The 16195-nt window shown below is 66.6% G+C and carries 12 protein-coding genes; 5 read left to right on the top strand and 7 right to left on the bottom strand.

Annotation, left to right across the window (positions count from 1 at the left end; all coding sequences use genetic code 11):
• Positions 1 to 144: 144 nt before the first annotated feature.
• The 4 genes from OIE68_RS23085 (at position 145) to OIE68_RS23070 (ending at position 5423) form a co-directional block, all read left to right on the top strand.
• Positions 145 to 1251, top strand: coding sequence for a PrpF domain-containing protein (locus OIE68_RS23085; protein ID WP_327101420.1), 1107 nt, complete (start codon positions 145 to 147; stop codon positions 1249 to 1251).
• A gap of 178 nt (positions 1252 to 1429) precedes the next feature.
• Positions 1430 to 2545, top strand: coding sequence for an ABC transporter ATP-binding protein (locus OIE68_RS23080; protein ID WP_327101419.1), 1116 nt, complete (start codon positions 1430 to 1432; stop codon positions 2543 to 2545).
• A complete protein-coding gene (locus tag OIE68_RS23075; RefSeq protein ID WP_327101418.1) occupies positions 2542 to 4320 on the top strand; it encodes an iron ABC transporter permease in 1779 nt (592 codons plus the stop codon). The genes OIE68_RS23080 and OIE68_RS23075 overlap by 4 nt, the downstream gene beginning before the upstream one ends.
• Positions 4320 to 5423, top strand: coding sequence for an ABC transporter substrate-binding protein (locus tag OIE68_RS23070; protein WP_327101417.1), 1104 nt, complete (start codon positions 4320 to 4322; stop codon positions 5421 to 5423). Before OIE68_RS23075 ends, OIE68_RS23070 begins: the two co-directional genes overlap by 1 nt.
• A 981-nt stretch (positions 5424 to 6404) precedes the next feature.
• Here OIE68_RS23070 and OIE68_RS23065 read toward each other — a convergent pair.
• The 5 genes from OIE68_RS23065 to OIE68_RS23045 are packed head-to-tail and all read right to left on the bottom strand — an operon-like array spanning position 6405 to position 13595.
• On the bottom strand, positions 6405 to 9206 hold the full coding sequence (locus OIE68_RS23065) for a DUF5682 family protein (protein WP_327101416.1): 2802 nt from the start codon (positions 9204 to 9206) through the stop codon (positions 6405 to 6407).
• A complete protein-coding gene (locus OIE68_RS23060; protein ID WP_327101415.1) occupies positions 9203 to 10321 on the bottom strand; it encodes an AAA family ATPase in 1119 nt (372 codons plus the stop codon). The genes OIE68_RS23065 and OIE68_RS23060 overlap by 4 nt, the downstream gene beginning before the upstream one ends.
• Before the next feature lie 13 nt (positions 10322 to 10334).
• Positions 10335 to 11669 (bottom strand): vWA domain-containing protein, encoded by a 1335-nt coding sequence (locus OIE68_RS23055; protein WP_327101414.1) that lies wholly within the window; start codon positions 11667 to 11669, stop codon positions 10335 to 10337.
• 40 nt (positions 11670 to 11709) lie between these two features.
• Positions 11710 to 13086, bottom strand: coding sequence for a hypothetical protein (locus OIE68_RS23050; protein WP_327101413.1), 1377 nt, complete (start codon positions 13084 to 13086; stop codon positions 11710 to 11712).
• Positions 13086 to 13595, bottom strand: coding sequence for a hypothetical protein (locus OIE68_RS23045; protein ID WP_327101412.1), 510 nt, complete (start codon positions 13593 to 13595; stop codon positions 13086 to 13088). The genes OIE68_RS23050 and OIE68_RS23045 overlap by 1 nt, the downstream gene beginning before the upstream one ends.
• 439 nt (positions 13596 to 14034) lie before the next feature.
• Here OIE68_RS23045 and OIE68_RS47135 point away from each other — a divergent pair, with 439 nt between their 5' ends.
• Positions 14035 to 14169 carry a zinc-binding dehydrogenase gene (locus OIE68_RS47135; RefSeq protein WP_419150787.1) on the top strand — a complete coding sequence of 45 codons (135 nt, stop codon included), beginning with the start codon at positions 14035 to 14037 and terminating at the stop codon, positions 14167 to 14169.
• Positions 14170 to 14244: 75 nt separating this feature from the next.
• Here OIE68_RS47135 and OIE68_RS23040 read toward each other — a convergent pair whose 3' ends face one another.
• Together OIE68_RS23040 and OIE68_RS23035 are read right to left on the bottom strand one after the other, a co-directional pair.
• Positions 14245 to 14580, bottom strand: coding sequence for a hypothetical protein (locus OIE68_RS23040; protein ID WP_327101411.1), 336 nt, complete (start codon positions 14578 to 14580; stop codon positions 14245 to 14247).
• 477 nt (positions 14581 to 15057) lie between these two features.
• Positions 15058 to 16188, bottom strand: a complete 1131-nt coding sequence (locus OIE68_RS23035; RefSeq protein ID WP_327101410.1) for an alpha/beta hydrolase — start codon at positions 16186 to 16188, stop codon at positions 15058 to 15060.
• Between the last annotated feature and the right edge of the window lie 7 nt (positions 16189 to 16195).

The raw sequence follows: 16195 nt of genomic DNA, 5'->3' as shown, positions 1-16195 counted from the left end.
TTGTACTCCAGTGTCCGAGGCTGCACGCTTGTCTGTGTCACCGTGACCCGGCTCACGAACAGCTGGGAGTCGCGCGGTGGTTCACAGATCCTCTTCACGAGCGAAAGGCGGGCCGGACGGGTGTTCACACTCCGCGGAACCTGGATGCGCGGAGGGACTAGCAAATGCTGGCTCTTCAACGCGGTTGACGTCGACCCCTTGATCGGACGGGCCGGCGGGCTCGACGCCATCCTGACATCGGCCTTCGGCTCGGGCGATCCCCGCCAACTCGACGGTGTCGGCGGCGGCAGTTCCACTACATCGAAGGCCGCGGTCGTCCGACGCTCCAGCACGCGTGGTATCGACATCGACTACCTATTCGCACAGGTGGCGATCGGGGACCGGCGAGTGGAATGGGGCAGCAACTGCGGGAACTGCGCGACAGCGATCGGTCTGTACGCGCTGCAGGCAGGGCTCGTCGCGGTCGACACCGCGACCACGACGGTGCGCATGCGCAACCAGAACACCGGAGCGATCCTCACCGCGGAGATCGCCACCCCGAATGGAATCGTGCCCGCCGAGGGCACTGCCGCCGTCCCGGGCACGAGCGCTCTCGGCGTCCCGGTCTCGCTGACCTTCACCGATCTGGCCGCCGACCACCGATCATTGCTACCGACCGGTGCGGCGTCGGATCGGATCACGGTCGGTGACAACAACTATCGAGCCACACTGGTGATCGCCGGCGCCCCTGCCGCCCTGTTCCACGCCACCGACCTAGGACTGACCGGCACCGAGGACAACAATCTGATCGCCGAGCGCCTACCCCTGCTCATCGCGCTACGCACCGCGTCCTCGCTGCGGATGGGGCTCAGCCGCGCCGGTGATCCCGTCTCGTACGCGATCCCGAAGGTCGGCATCGTCGGGCCGCCACACGACTACCGCACCAGCACGGGGGTATATACCACCGCGGAGGAATACGACGTTTCGGTCCGGATGGTCTCCATGCTCGCGCCGCATCCCGCGATCGGACTCACCTCAGCCGTCGCCGTGGCAGCCGCGGCGACCGTGCCCGGCAGCATAGTCGCCGACAACGCCCGCATCGGGTGGCCCGGATCCCTGCGACTGGGCACCCCGGCCGGCATCCTCGAGCTCGACATGACCTCGACACCGGATGGTGTCCCCGAGTCCGTCACCTTGTATCGAGCCGCCCGGCGCATCGCTACCGCAGAGCTCTTCATCACGCCGACGACGGTCCTGGCCGGATCCGCATGACGGCCAGGCACCGGCGGACGGCCGAGAAATCTGATCCGAACCGCCGAATCATCAGAACTCGACGCGGTAGTCGACCACAATCGCCCCCAGGCAGACCGCATAGCCCGAGCGGAACCAACACGAACGGGCGAACAGTCGGCCACCCCGTGGACATCGCTGTCCAGGATGAAGGAAATACATGAAAGTCACGATCGACAACCTGACTCTCGCGTACGCGGGCAACATCGTGGTACGCGACCTCTACCTCGATATCGCCGACGGCGAATCACTGGTTCTGCTCGGGCAATCCGGATGCGGTAAGACCAGCACCATGCGATGCGTCGCCGGCCTCGAAACCCCCGACGCCGGACGTATCGCCATCGGTGATCGAGTCGTCCACGACTCGACGAAAGGCCGCACCGTTCCGCCCCACAAACGCAATGTCGGGATGGTGTTCCAGTCGTACGCGGTGTGGCCGCACCGCACCGTGTTCGAGAATGTCGCGTTCTCGTTGAAGATGCAGAAGGTCGGAAAGCAGGAGATCCGCACGCGGGTGCTCGAGGCATTGGACTTGGTAGGCCTGCGGGAGCTGGCCGACCGAGGTGCCAGCCTGCTCAGCGGCGGGCAGATGCAGCGGGTCGCGCTCGCGCGAAGTCTGGTGATGCGCCCGAGCGTGCTGCTGCTCGACGAGCCGCTGTCCAACCTCGACGCTCGCCTGCGCGAGCGCCTCCGGATGGAGTTGCGCGAGCTGCAACTGCGACTCGGACTGACGACCGTGTACGTCACCCATGACCAGGTCGAAGCGTTCGCCCTGGCCGACCGCATCGCGCTGATGCATCAGGGGCGCATCGTGCAGATCGGTACTCCGGAGGAGATCTACACCAAGCCGACATGCGCCTCGATCGCGGACTTTCTCGGTGTCGGCAATATCTTCCGCTGCACGACCGGCACGGGACAACGCGGTGCGGTCGAGCTGACCGACTACCCGTCCATCGCGGTCCGGGTGGATGCCACCCCAACCGAGTCCGGCCCGATCATCGTCTGTCTGCGCCCGGAGGATCTGCTGGTCACCGCGGCCGACGACACCAGGCCCGACGGGCAGTCCTGGACCGGCCGCGTCGAAGTCGCCAGTTATCAGGGCGCGTCGATCCGGTACCGGGTGACACTGGATGACGGTCCCGAAGTAGAAGCCATCGCCACCGGCCACACCAGCCGGGTCCTGGGGATCGGCGAGCGCGCGGTGGTCACCGCCGTCCCGGGCGGAGCCCAAGTCCTGCGCGATGACCGCGTCGAGGCGACGGCGGTGCCCGCATGAGTGCCCTCGCCACCGGGCCGACCACGGATCAGCCCCGCTCCGAAAGTATCGAGCCCGCAAGGAAATCCACAGCGTCCCGATACCGGCGGCCCCGAGTGCGGCGCTGGCTCCCGGTGCTGCTGCAATTGGCTCTGCTCGCCCTCATCGTGCTGTGCCCGATGTTCTTCATCGTCATGGGCGCGTTCACCGACAAGTCCGAACGCACCTCGCTGTTCGACTTCGGCGACTTCACCCTGGACAACTTCCGGGTGCTCGGCTCCGGTACCGCACGGTCGGCGATGCTGAACTCGGCCGCCGTCGGGATCGGCGCGTCGCTGCTGGCGCTGGCGATCGGTTGCACGCTCGCCTTCTTGGCAGCCCGCACCGATATCCCCGGCCGGAAACTCATCTATGGCATCGGAATCGCTCCACTGTTCCTGCCCGCACTCGTCGGCTCGCTGGCGTGGGTACTGTTGGGAGGGCCCGCCACCGGCTACCTCAATCTGGCTTTGAACAGCATCGGCCTGCCCAATGCGATCAATATCTACAGCTTCGGCGGGATGATCTTCGTCCTCGGCCTCTATTACGCGCCGTACCCGTTTCTCATGGTGCACTCGGCGCTGTCGCTAATGAATCCCGATCTCGAGGACGCGGCCAGTCTGCATGGGGCCAAACTCACCCAGATGCTGCGCAAGGTCACGTTCCCGCTGGTCATGCCTGCCGTCGTTGGCTCGGGCATCTTGGTCTTCGCCCTGTCCGTCGAGAACTTTCCGGTCGGTCAGGTCATCGGTGTGGCAGGCGGTATCGACACGCTGCCGACCATGATCTACCGACTGATGAACGCCTCGCCCGCCCGTTCCAATGACGCGGCTGCCGTCGCCGTCGTGCTCACGGTGCTGCTGGTAGTCGTGGTCGCGTTCCAACAGCGGGCGATGGCCGGCAAGCAGTACACGACCGTCACGGGTAAAGGTGTGCGGGCCCGCAAGGTTCCGCTGCGCGGTTGGCGCCGTCCCGCCGCTGTCTTCGCCTGGGTGTACTGCGCCCTGGCGGTGGTGCTCCCGGTGTTCGCGCTCATTCTCGCGAGCCTGCAAACCAGTCCCTATGTCGCCGACCTCGGGCAGTTGGGCCGCCCCGGCGCGTTGTCCCTGTGGGGTATGGGACAGACACTGAGGAGTTCCGATTTCCACCACGTCGTGGTCAACAGCGTCACCGTCGGTGTCGCGACCGCCGCGATCGGAACCGCGCTCTGCTTCGCCCTCGCCTACACCCGGTATCGCACCGACGCGCCCGGCCGCAAGCTACTCGAATACGTTGCCATGCTCCCGCTCGCCGTACCCGCCGTCGTGCTCGGACTTGGTCTGCTGTGGACCTGGCTGGCTATGCCGATACCGCTCTACGGAACCCTCGCCGTCCTGGTCATCGCCTTCGTCGCGGTGTTCCTCCCGCAGGGATACCGCGGCGTGTCGGCCTCGATCATCCAGCTCGACAAGGACCTCGAAGACAGCGCGGTGATGCTCGGCGCACGCAGGTATAGAGCCATCAGCTTCGTCACCGCACCACTGCTGCGGGTCGGACTCTCCTCCACCTTCCTGCTGCTGTTGATGCTGTCCATGCGGGAACTGACCGCGGCGCTGTTCTTGTTCACCTCGGACACGCGATTGCTGTCGATCGCGATCTTCGACGCCTACGACAACGGCTCCTTCCAAGCCGCAGCCGAACTCAGCCTGCTGTATTGCGTCGTCATCGCCACCCTCGCCGTGCTGTCGCGCCGCCTCGGATCCAAGGAAACCGTCTGATGAAGAAGATCGTGATCGGGCTGAGCGCCGCCTTACTAGCCGCACTGACCGCCTGTGCACCGCCCCCGGGAGGCCAACCATTGGCCCGACCGGCCCAGAGCATCCAACGAGACGACGCGCTGATCATCAACGGCGAGCAGATCGCCGACCAGAGCCTGTGGAAACAAGCCAGGGCCGAGGGCAAGCTCACCCTCTACAGCGGCTACACCCAAGCCAGCGAAGCCACACTTCTGCACCAATTCGAAGCCGATACCGGCATCAAGGTCAAACAGATCCGGCTGACCCCCAACCGCCTGTACGAGCGAATCGTCGCCGAGCACGGCGCGGGCAAACTCAACGCCGACATCGTTCGCATCTCCGACGCCGGATTCGCGCACGGCCTCGCCGAACGGGGCGTCTTTCAGCCATACCAGCCATCGACCGCGACGAACCTACACGACGACGTGATCTTCGACGGTGGCTCGTACTACCGCACCTTCGACCCTGTTTACACCTTCGGCTACAACACCGCGCTGGTCCACGCCGACGCGGCGCCGACCAGTTGGCGATCACTACTGGACAACCGGTGGTCCAACAAGCGGGGCATCGCCCAAGCCGGCGCCGGTGGCAGCGCTCTCGCACTGACACGGTTCCAGCGGGCGACGCTCGGTGACGACTACCTCCGTCAATATGCTTCCGGGGCAAGGGTTTTCGATTCAATCGGTGCCCAGCTCGACGCGCTGGCCCGCGGCCAGATCGACGCGGGCACTGTTGTCGTCAGCGCCGTCAATATCGCGAACAACGCGAACGCGCCGGTGAAGTTCGTCGTCCCGGAGGAGGGCGTCACGGCATACGACTACTACACCGGGGTCGCCTCCACCGCGACGAACACCGCTGCCGCCAAGCTGTTCCTCAACTGGAACCTCGCCAAACGCGGCCAGCAAGTCTTCGCCGACATGGGTGAGTATTCGGTCCGCACCGACATCGCCGCGCCCAATGTGCGCGGCGTGCAACTGCCAGATTTCACCGACCCCAGGGTGCACCGGATCACGCCCGCCGAGTCGATCAGCAACGCCGCCACCGACCAACGGGCCTGGAACGCAATCTTCGGCTACAACCAATAGATGCGACCATGACCGCCCACCGCGTCACGATCTGACGCGGTGGGCGGTTCCGATGCCGGAAGCTCCGGTTGATCCCGCTTCGTGCGCTGCCCTCCAGGCCGCAGTCCAGGTGGCTGAGCTGGCCTGCTGGTGGCGAGCTAAACGCTAACTTCGCCTGGCTGCAGGCCGCGCTGTAAGCAAGAGCGGAGCAGGGGGCGGGCATCGGTGCTGATGTCGGTATCGGCGACGTCATCGGATGAACATGAACAGTCAGTCCGCAAGGAGTTGGTGGACCGGGGCGCGGTGCGCGCGCGGTCATTCACTTGTCGAGGGACCTGTACCCGGTGTCGTCGGTGGATAAGACGGTGTGGGTGCTGGAACATCGGCGCCCCCGAGGACCCCAACCGCGCATTGTGATGGTCGATGCGACCTCGCTGAAACTCAAATCACGCGAGCGTGAGCGGCCGGTCCTCGCGGGTGCAGAACAGATCTCCGCACTGGTGTGGGATCCCTTCGATCTGGTTCCGGGGGAATCTCGCAGCGTCATAGTCGAGCACGCGATCGGGCTGGCCCAGTGCTGTTACTCGGATGGAGGGGCACGGTCATGCGCCCGCTACCGAGGTCTTCCGTGGGTGTCTCGGGTGGGTATTCCGTGTTGGCGGAGTGCGGTCAGGATGGCCGTTCCGCAGGCGGCTGGGTAGTTGTCGTGGTGTCGGGCAGCTTCTTGATCAGGGCTTCCAGGGCTTCTACCTGCGTGTTCGTGTTCGAGTAAGGTCCCCCAAGGTCCACTCCACTCGTAGGCGGCTCACGCTCATGGAGAGCATGAGCCTTTCTCGTTTCGTCGTGTTTTGTGGGGGCGAAGCCCCCACACCCCACCCGGCGGGCTTCGCCCCCGGACCCCACTCCCGGGTGCGCCCCGAGATCAGTCCCACTGCCGACCGCTCTGTCCAGTTCGGCGGCAGCCCGGCCGCCCATTTCGGGGACGAACCGGCCGGGCCCGCGTCAGCTCCGCGCGGCTGACACTCCGAGCTGCACTGCCAGTGCGGCGGCGGTTGCGGGGAACCGGTCGAGCAAATCGGTTACCTCGCGGTTTCCGGCCGGTCCGGCCTCCTGCCAGCCGCCCTCGACGCCGAGCAGTCCGGCGAGCGCGTCGCAGGCGGCGGGGTGGGCGGCCAGTAGTTCGGTGACCGGCCCGCGCGGTGCCGCCACCGGCGTTGCGGCCGTGGTGAATTCGACCGACCAGGGCGGCACGAAGGCGTCCACGGCGGGCAGTGCGCCGGGGAAGGTGCGACCTGCTTCGCGGACCAGTCCCGGGATCAGGCCGCCCGCCTGATCCTTCAGGGTGGTGATGAGCTTCGGCAGCCACGGCAGCAGCACCGTGTCCGGCAGCGTGCCGAAGGCCTTCGACAATAGCTCCACTACAAAGGGTTTCAATGCCGGAGCCGGGTCGATGGCCTGCACGAAACCGCTCACGTACTGCGGAACCGTTGGCAGTACCAGGGGATTGGCCAGCATTCCGTCGCACCGCTCGCGTAGCTCGGCCATGGTCAGCAGGCCGAGCTGGAAACGCGCCGCCCACAGCAGGGCCACCATGGCCGGCGCCTCCGGGTGCGATTGCAGCACCGCCAATTCCAGCTGGGTGTGATCGCAGCCCAGCGACAGCGCCAGGTTCTCCATCCCGAAGAGGAAGCCCAGCATGGCCGCCACCTGCGCCGGTCCGGTCTCCTCGGCGGCAAAGGCGGTGGGCAGCAGGGTGCAGTAGTGCGCGTACCCGGCCGTCACGAACCGTTCGCACCACGCCGGCAGGCCGGCTTCGGTGGAGCGGAAGTAGTTGAGCAGCAGGCGGATACGCCGAAGCACGACGGGCGCGTCGTCGACCGTTCGCTCGGCGGCGAGGAGTTCGACCGCGCGATTGCCCAGCTCGTCGGCGAGCCGGACTGATCCCAGATACGCCAGCGCGTCCTCGACCGCGCCCAGCGCCACCGCCGCTGTCGCGTCCGGTGCGGCGACCGCACGCCGCAGGCGCTGCTCCAGCACCTGCTCCACCGACACGCCCTCGTAGCCGAGCTCCACCAGCGAGCGCTGGTATTTGCCGAGCCCGATATCCCAGCTCTCCTGGATCGAGGTCTCGCCCAGTCCGCGTGAGCCCATGATGGGCCGCAGCGCGTCCTGTGGCAGCAACCTGCGCAGCAGCCACAGCAGATCCGAGCACGGCCGCAGGTCCGGATTCGCCTTCAGGTCCAGCAGCGCGCGTTGCAGTGTCCGCTTGGACAGATCCAGCCCCAGCGGTTCCAGCCGGTCGAGCACATCGCGGGCCAGCGGTGGCAGCGCCGCGTATCCGACCTGGCCGATGCGGTCGCCGCCGAGCAGGATTTCGCACAGCCGCCGCACATCGCGCCGCCCCGGCACCCGGTCCTTCTCGAGGCAGGTGACGGCCGCGTCCTGGAAGTCGTACGGCGTCGGACGGGCACGATTGCGCAAGCCCGCCAGCAGGATCGAGGTCTCGAAGATGGCGATGGCGTCGGCGGTGCTGGCCAGGTAGCCGTTGCGCCTGGCCAGCCGGACGATATCCACCGACCATTCCAGCAGTTCGGCCTCATCGAGTGGGTCCAGCACCGGCGGCTGGGACAGAAAACCCGAAAGCTGGTCCGTCACTTCGGCTTCCGGTTCCACCGGCAGCAGCGGCGGTTTCTTGGCGCGCTTCTTCGTTCCCTGCTGGCCCTCCAGCTGGAACGACTGCAATCTGCCGCGCCGCAAACCCTTCGCCCAGGTGGCTGCCGCGATCGACACCGCGCCGCCGGCCAGCCCGAACTGCGCCTCGATGGCGGAATGGCTGGACGGGATCAGCCCGTAGTGCCACTTGGTGGCCGAGCGCGACGAGATCTCGAACGCCGCGTCCGACTCCAGTCCGAACTGTTCGACCGGGCTGGCCGCATGGGCGGCGCCGCACACATACAACACCTGTGCCGGATCGATGTCGTTGGCGGCCAAGTGTTCCCGCATGCGGGTCCACATGTACCGCTCGCGGTCCTCGTCCTCGACGGTGCTGCCGCGCCGCAGCCGCCGGAACAGGCTGCCGATCATCACCATGACCTGGCGGTATGTGTCGTAATCGGCGTCCACGAGGGGCTGCTCCACGTACTGGTCCCACCATTCCGACCAATGCCGGACCTTGCCGTGGTGCAGCAGGTGTTCTTCCAGTTCGGCGAAACGCGGTCGCAGATCACCGATTTCGATGCCGACCGCGGCGCCGTGCAGGCCCTCGTCCTCGGGCGGCTCGTCGTCGGCAGGTGTTTCCGACTCCGCCTTTTTGGGAGCCCACTGGAAGACGTGATCGGTGGACCGATCCACCAGCACCAGTTCGACACCCGGCGTATCGAGCGCATAGGCGATGGCCTGGTACTCGGCCGACGATTCGGTGATCGGCGCGACCACCGACAGCGGTGCCCATTCCGCCGGGAAACCCTCGACATCGGTGGCGAAGGCCTGCAAGGCGACCGGCAACCGGCAGTTGCGCAGTTCGTCCAGCAGCGGCCGCATGTCTTCGCACAGTTCCAGGTAGATGACGCTCGGCTGCTTTTCGCGCAGCCGCCGCACCATGGCCAGACCGGAGGCGGGTGAGTGGTGACAGACCGGGAAGATCTCCAGCCGCTCCGACAGCGCCCGGTCGACATCGTCGACCATGCCCGTCAGGATGTCGCCAGCCGCCCCCGGCATCCCGGCGAACGCGACGGCCGCGTCCGCCAACTGATCCCGCAGCGCGGCAAAGGTATTCGGCGTGGACCGGGTATCGGAGACGATCACGACAGCCTCGCGATCGCCGCCCGGCCGCCCTCCAGGAATTCACCCCAGGCGGCATTGCCCTTCTTGTCCTTGGTACGCGGCTCGACCACGCCGTGCAGGTACTTGTTGAGAATGGCCAGGTCCTCGGGCGTGCGCCGGGCCAGGGACCCGACCAGCGAACCGGCGAGGGTCTCGGCGCGCAATTGCTTCGCACCGAAGAACTGGCTGTGCAGGATGGCGTCCTCGAGCACACCGATCTGCTCGGCGGTGGACAGCGCCGACTCCAGCTTGTCGTCGTCGCTGGTGGCGGCCGCCGCGGCGGCGCGCAGATCGGCGAAGCTCTCCAGCAGGATGTCCAGCAGCGTGGGTGGCAGTTCCAGTTCGAGGGAATGGCGGCGCAGCAGTTCTGCGGTGCGGAAACGCACGATCTCCGCCTCGCTCTTCTTGTTGGACACCACCGGAATGCGCACGAAGTTGAAGCGCCGCTTGAGTGCCGAGGACAGGTCGTTCACACCCCGGTCGCGGCTATTGGCGGTGGCGATGATGGAGAAGCCAGGCTGTGCGAACACCACATTGTCGTCGTCGAGCTCGGGGATGGAGACGTACTTCTCCGACAGGATGGAGATCAGCGCGTCCTGCACGTCGCTGGTGGAGCGGGTGAGCTCCTCGAAGCGGCCGATCACGCCCTGCTCCATGGCGGTCATGATCGGCGACGGGATCATCGACTCTCTCGACTGCCCCTTGGCGATGACCATGGAGATGTTCCACGAGTACTTGATGTGGTCCTCGGTGGTGCCGGCGGTGCCCTGCACCACCAGTGTGGAATTGCGGCTGATGGCCGCGGCCAGCAGCTCGGCCAGCCAGCTCTTGCCGGTACCCGGATCGCCGATGAGCAGCAGACCCCGGTCCGAGGCCAGGGTGACAATGCTGCGCTCGACGAAGCTGCGGTCGCCGAACCACTTCTGCTCCACCTCGCGGTCCAGTCCGTCGGCGCGTTCGGAGCCGAGGATGAACAGCCGCACCATCTTCGGGCTCAGCCGCCACGCGAACGGCCTGGGGCCGTCGTCGATGGACTCCAGCCAATCCAGTTCGTCGGCGTACTTGACCTCGGCGGGGGCGCGCAAAACGTCGTTCATGATGGCTGGTCTCCTAGTCGAGAAAGTTCTTGAGTTCGTGCACGAGCTTCTGGATGCGTCCGGAGATCACCGGAGTGCCAAGGTTTTTGAACCGTTCACGGAACCACGGGTTGATGCTCTGGTGGCCGGAGCTGTTCACCGAGCCGACCGGGATGAGCTTCACCCCGGAACGGTGCACCGCCTCCATGGCCTCGAACAGCGGCTGGGAGCGGTCGAACTCGTAGAAGTCTGAAATCCACACCAGCACAGTGTTTTTCGGGTCGGTTATCTTGGGCTGGGCCATGGCCATGGCGACCGGGCCGTCGTTGCCGCCCCCGAGATTGGTGCGCAACAGCACCTCGAACGGGTCGTGCACCCATGGGGTGAGGTCCAGGGCGCGGGTGTCGTAGGCGATGAGATGTACATCCACCTTGGGCAGGCCCGCGAAGATCGACGCCAGAATGGTGCAGTTCACCATGGAGTCGACCATGGAACCGGACTGGTCCACCACCACGATCATGCGCGCGGGGACGGTGCGCTTGGCGGTCTGGCGGTAGTAGAGCCGGTCGACGTAGAGGCGCTCGTCTCGGGGGTTCCAGTTGGGCAGGTTCTTCCAGATGGTCCGGTCCACGTCCAGGTTGCGGAGGATGCGCTTGGGCGGGACCGAGCGGTCGACGGTGCCGATGCTGGTCTGCTGCACCTGGGTGCGCAGGACTTCGGCGACCTCGTCGATGTAGCGGCGGATGAGGCGCTTGGCATTGGCCAGGGCCACGCCGGACAGATTGTGTTTGTCGCGCAACAGTTGTTCGATGAGCGACATGCTCGGGGTGAGCTGGGCGGCCAGGTGCGGATCGGCCAGCACTTCGCGCAGCCGCATGCGGGATACCAGTTCGCCTTCCAGACCGGTGAGCACGCCTTGCACGGCGTCGGCCTGCTCCTCACCCAGGCAGCGGCGCAGCCAAGTGGCATCGGACTGCCAGCCCGCCAGCTGGGTGGCGCTGACCTGACCGGAGCCGGTGGCGAAGACGTTCAGCAGCAGCTTGGAAACCAGCGCGGCGGTGCGGACATCGGCCGCGCCGACGGGCCGGGGCGAAACGGCTTCGGCCTCGTTCCCGTCGTCCTCGGCTGTGGAGTCAACTGTCTCGGAGAAGTCGAGGCTTTCGAACTCCGCCTCCATCTCCGGATAGCGTTGCACCACATTGTCGATGGAAATGCCCGGATCGAGCACGGCCAGCGGCAACCCCAGATCGTCGACGATGCCCGCGCTCGCCTGTTCCAGCGTCGGTTGCTGATCCGCATTGAAGACGCCGGCCAGTAGACGCCAGTACAGGATCTGGCGTCGCGTCTCATGATTCGGCCCACCCGTCACCCGACTGTCACCCCCATGGAATCGCTTCGCGATGCTGTAGTCATTCGCGCAACAACCGTCCCGCGCGTTCACGCAACACGGCCACGGCATCGCCCGACTTGGCCTGTGCCTTGGCGACTTTCGGATCGGTCGGGCCGAGCGCCCAATCACCGTTGTGGAAGGCGGTGAGTGCGCTCTTGACCTTGCGCCGCACGGCCAGCGGTCGCACCGACCAGCCACTGGCATCCCAGCGCAGCAATCCGATCATGGTGCTGGAGCCGGTCACCCCGGCCGGAGTGAGCGGACCGGCGGTCGGCAGCGCGTCGAGTTCCACCCGAATCCGCTGCTCACCCAACTCCAGCGCACCGTCGCGGAACCGATACCCCTCGAGCAGAACCGGTTCGGCGATGTGCACCGGATCGCGATTCAGCGGCGCGACGGCAGGGGCCTGCGCCTGCGGCAGCTGCACGGTGGCGGTGACGAACGGATCGGCGGCATCCCCGGCCTTGGCCTGATCGTCATCCCACAGCAGGTCACCGGTCGCCGTCAGCGGCATCTCGGTGAGCTCCAGCGCGCGCTGCTCGGCCAGCGCGGTGAGCAATTGCCGATGCGCGCCCAGTAACTGCCAAACCGCGGGTCCCACAATGGTGTCCACCTTGGCCGCCGCCACCGATACCCGCACCCGACGGGCCGGTGTGCCCGCGACCTCCAGCACACCGTGCACCTGTGCCTGCACCGCGGTCCCGTGTTCGTGCACGTCCACGCCCAGCGGCAGCAGGCGACCCGAAACCGGCTCGCTCGTCGCGGATTCCGCGCCGCGCCAGGACAGCAGCAGGGCGCGCGTCCAGAGATCGGCCCAGCGTCGCGCGGGCACCCGATCCATGGTGGCGATCGGCGCGGAAGCGCCCAGTTCGGCGGTGAAGCCGTCCAGCAGCACCGCCAGCCGTCGCAGCGCGGGTTCGGCCAGTAGCGACTCTACGGTTTGATCCGCGGCTGCCACCAGGTCGTGGTCCACGCCGCGCCATCCGGCGACGGCCAGTTCGCCCAGCCAGGCGCGGGAACCCGCCGCGAGTGGGCTCGGGGTGGCTTGATCCAGTTCAATTGACCACTCGGATCGATTGCGGCCCATGGCCGTATCGGCTTGGTCCACCAGTGCGTCGTGCACCGCGCCCAGCAGGGCGGCACGGGCGGCGGCCAGCGCTGACAGCTCGTCCGTGCCGATCGCTCCCGTGCTCACCTTCGACACCGCCGCCGTAACCGCCTCGGCCAGTGGCGAACCCGCCACGGCGGCGGCCAGCGTCGCCAGTGCCGCGCTCTGCGGTTCGGAAACCCGGGCGAAGCCGTTGACCAGCGCGGTATCGAAGCCGCCCACCGCCTCCAGGGCCGCCGCGACGCCATCGGGCGTAACCGCCAGCGCGGCCAGTTGTACAGCCTGCATCAGCGACCCACCCCCGCCGGGAACCAGTGCAGTTCCGGGATCGGCGTCGCGCTACCCGGCAGTTCCAGGTAGGTCAGATGCCGCAGGAACCGGCTGAACACCACGGCGGCCGGAGCCGGGTCGCGAGTTCCGCTGAGGCAGTTCGCGAGTCGGGTGCCCTCGGGGACCTCGACACGCAGGAACCGCGCCACCCGGTCCTGCCCGTACTGGAGCACCGCTTCTTCGATGAGTGCGTCCAGGTGCTTGCAGACCCACCCCTGGTTCAACCCGCCGCACGGCCGGTTGTTATTGGTGCTACAGCTCAGCCCATGCGTCCCCGCGGTCACCGACGCCACGTACACGCGTGAAATGTCGGAGCCACTCGACACCACGCCCTGGAGGCGTCCGTCGGCCAGCTCCACGAACGGCACCTTGTTCAGTTTGCGCGGTGCGACGGCGGGCAAAACCCGCACGACAGAAGCGCTTTCCCATGCCGGTTCATCCGGCGTGGCACTCGGATTCGAGGCCATCGTTCTCCCTCCCGGTCGATCACGATGCGCCCAAGATATGTGACGGCACCGACAAGTGCCGTCCCCACCCCGAATCGGCTGGTGAAGAACACTTCCGCGCCGGCTTCCAGGCCCACCCGGCGGCGATGGCGACCGCCATGAACTGAGCGCGCGCCGCACACGAGGCGGTCCTATTCCCGTTCCCCGCAACATAATTGCGATGCGAGTGCATCAGCGACTGCGCCGACCGGCTGGTCCACTGGCGGCGGGTACGGCAGAGGCAGATCACAGTCGGGAAAGGCCGAGAGCGACCGGTTGCGGCAAGCTGATCCTCGCGGCGAGACATTCCTCGTCGCCGCCAAAGTTGGCCGTGGTCTTCGCGGTCCAATGCTTGCTCGAGATCAGCAGGAATTGGCAGTCGAACAGGTTAGGTCCGTTCGAGCGGTGCGCAGCTCGCTGAATTGGGTCGGTTGCTCGACGCGGGCACGCTGCCGTTGCGATCGACAGCGCGTTCCCGCTCGCAGACGCCAGGGCGGCGCACGAACGCGCCGCACGAGGGCATATCCAAGGCAAGATCGTGCTCACGGTCGCCTAGCGAACACGGCGCCGTCGCCGCACAATTCATTGCGGGAGGCTGGTTTTCGGGTCTTTCCGGCGTCGATGTCGCGGGCTACCCGGTCGGCTCGAAGCGCGCGGACAGGGCCTGCACCCCGGCCGGAGCCTTCCAGATGAGATCGACACCCTCGATCTCGGATCCCGCACCGCACGCGGAATCACCGAACAGGTACGCCCGGTCGCTGGTGCCGTTCTCGAAACGTACTGTGGCATCCTGCAATTGGATACAGGCGCCGCTGTCCGGCCGTTCGATCGACAAGATCTTTCCCGTCACAGTGACGTAGGAGGCCCGGCCAATGGCCGCCTGCGCGGTACCGGTTAGCGGCGCGAGCAGTGCGAGCGCCGCGATGCCCACACCGGCCGCCTTGCCGAATGCACTTGGCAATCCCATGATTTCCCTCTCTCGGCCGCCGATCGGCGGGCTACACTGATCGATCACGCTTTAGCATTTTGTCAAATATGTTGGGAGACAAAGGCTGTCAACAGTATGGCTGATGCGCGGATCGCTTGCAGTGGGCGAGGAACACCTGCCCGGGCCATAACTGGCCGGGCCAGGTGCGGGTGAACCCGGTGATACGTTCAGAGGATCGCGACCGGGTTGACGGGGACTCCCGTCATGCCATGAATGCGTGGTGGCGCGGCAACGAGCAGGAAGCTGTAGCGACCAAGTTCCGCGCAGACTTACAGTCCCTCCCACATGATCGCCCGAGAGATATTCGTGAATGCGCTCTCGTCGGCAAAGTCGTGCTTGTCGAGATGTCATGTGCCCGAGGCCATGTAGGCGGCGAGGATGTTATCCGGGCGCGGAGAGCTGGTTCAGCTGACGCCGACCATGACGTATTTGCCATCCGGACCGGCCCAGGCGTCGTCAGTCGAGGAAGTTCTCGAGTTCCGCGGTGACGAACTGGGGATTCTCCTCGACGAGCCAGTGCCCCGCCTGCGGGACGTCCACGGCTCGCACGATGTTGGTCAGGCGCGGAGAGAGAGTGGCTCGGATCGCGTCGAGTTGGCCCTGGGCGGTCATGAGCAGGGTCGGGACGGAAGTCGGTGGGGCCGCCACGGTATCGCGGATGTCCTTGTCGAGAGCGCGATAGAGCTCGAAGCCGCCCGACAGTGCCGCGGGCCTGCTGTAGGTGCGGGCGAATTCGTCGATCTCGGCGTCGGTGAACGGGGACCGCTCCGAGGTGCCGCCGAATGCCGTGCCGCCGAAGGAGACCTGCGGATAGAACATGGCCAGGTACTCGCGGACGTGGTCGCCGACGATCGCTTCGGGGACCCGTGGCTGGGAGTGGAAGGCGATGTGCCAGCTCAGCGTGCGGTAGGTGCGTGCATCGATCGCGGGGCCGGGGAGCGGCAGGTCGAGGTAGCCGAGGCGGGCGGTGTCGGCGGGGAACTGGTCGGCGTACTCGAACGCGACGGCGGCGCCGAAGTCGTGTCCGACGACTTGGGCGTCCCGCACGCCGAGCCGGTCGGCGATCAGGGTATGCGCGTATCGGGCGAGGGTTGCCTTGTCGTAGCCGGTCGGTGCGCCGGTGCTGTCACCCAGTCCGGGGAGGTCGACGGCGTAGACGGTGTGGTGTTCGGCGAGCGCGGGCATGATCGGCCACCAGCCGTACCAGGTCTGGGGCCAGCCGTGGATCAGCACCACCGGCGTGCCGTGGCCGCCGGTCACATAGTGCATGCGGACGCCGTCGACGTTGGCGAACTTGTGCTGAAAAGTGTTCTCGAACTTGGGATCCCCGTGCGTGGCGGCGGCGTAGGCGGGGACGGCGGGGGTTGCCGTGGAGCAGGCCGCGGTCCCCGTAGTGAGCAGGATCGCGAGTGCGATGGTGGCGACCGCGCGTGTGGAGCGGAGCAAGCCGTGCGGCCGGGTTGCGGTGATCATGTGGTCCTGTCCTGGAACCGTCTCGGCGAGAAGAACATTCGGGCGTGGTTCCGCGGGTGTCGGCCGGTCGGCGTACACGCCGGCCCAGAACGTGACCGCATCGGGGGTAGTCATCGAGACT

The organism is Nocardia vinacea (assembly GCF_035920345.1).
Taxonomy (GTDB): Bacteria; Actinomycetota; Actinomycetes; order Mycobacteriales; family Mycobacteriaceae; genus Nocardia; species Nocardia vinacea_A.
This window is presented reverse-complemented; position numbering and strand designations above follow the sequence as displayed.

Bases quoted from the DNA above. Each gene is read 5' to 3' on its own strand.
- OIE68_RS23085 (WP_327101420.1), top strand. From the start codon at position 145: ATGCGCGGAGGGACTAGCAAATGCTGGCTCTTCAACGCGGTTGACGTC.
- OIE68_RS23080 (WP_327101419.1), top strand. From the start codon at position 1,430: ATGAAAGTCACGATCGACAACCTGACTCTCGCGTACGCGGGCAACATC.
- OIE68_RS23075 (WP_327101418.1), top strand. From the start codon at position 2,542: ATGAGTGCCCTCGCCACCGGGCCGACCACGGATCAGCCCCGCTCCGAA.
- OIE68_RS23070 (WP_327101417.1), top strand. From the start codon at position 4,320: ATGAAGAAGATCGTGATCGGGCTGAGCGCCGCCTTACTAGCCGCACTG.
- OIE68_RS23060 (WP_327101415.1), bottom strand. From the start codon at position 10,321: ATGAACGACGTTTTGCGCGCCCCCGCCGAGGTCAAGTACGCCGACGAA.
- OIE68_RS23050 (WP_327101413.1), bottom strand. From the start codon at position 13,086: ATGCAGGCTGTACAACTGGCCGCGCTGGCGGTTACGCCCGATGGCGTC.
- OIE68_RS23045 (WP_327101412.1), bottom strand. From the start codon at position 13,595: ATGGCCTCGAATCCGAGTGCCACGCCGGATGAACCGGCATGGGAAAGC.
- OIE68_RS23040 (WP_327101411.1), bottom strand. From the start codon at position 14,580: ATGGGATTGCCAAGTGCATTCGGCAAGGCGGCCGGTGTGGGCATCGCG.
- OIE68_RS23035 (WP_327101410.1), bottom strand. From the start codon at position 16,188: ATGACTACCCCCGATGCGGTCACGTTCTGGGCCGGCGTGTACGCCGAC.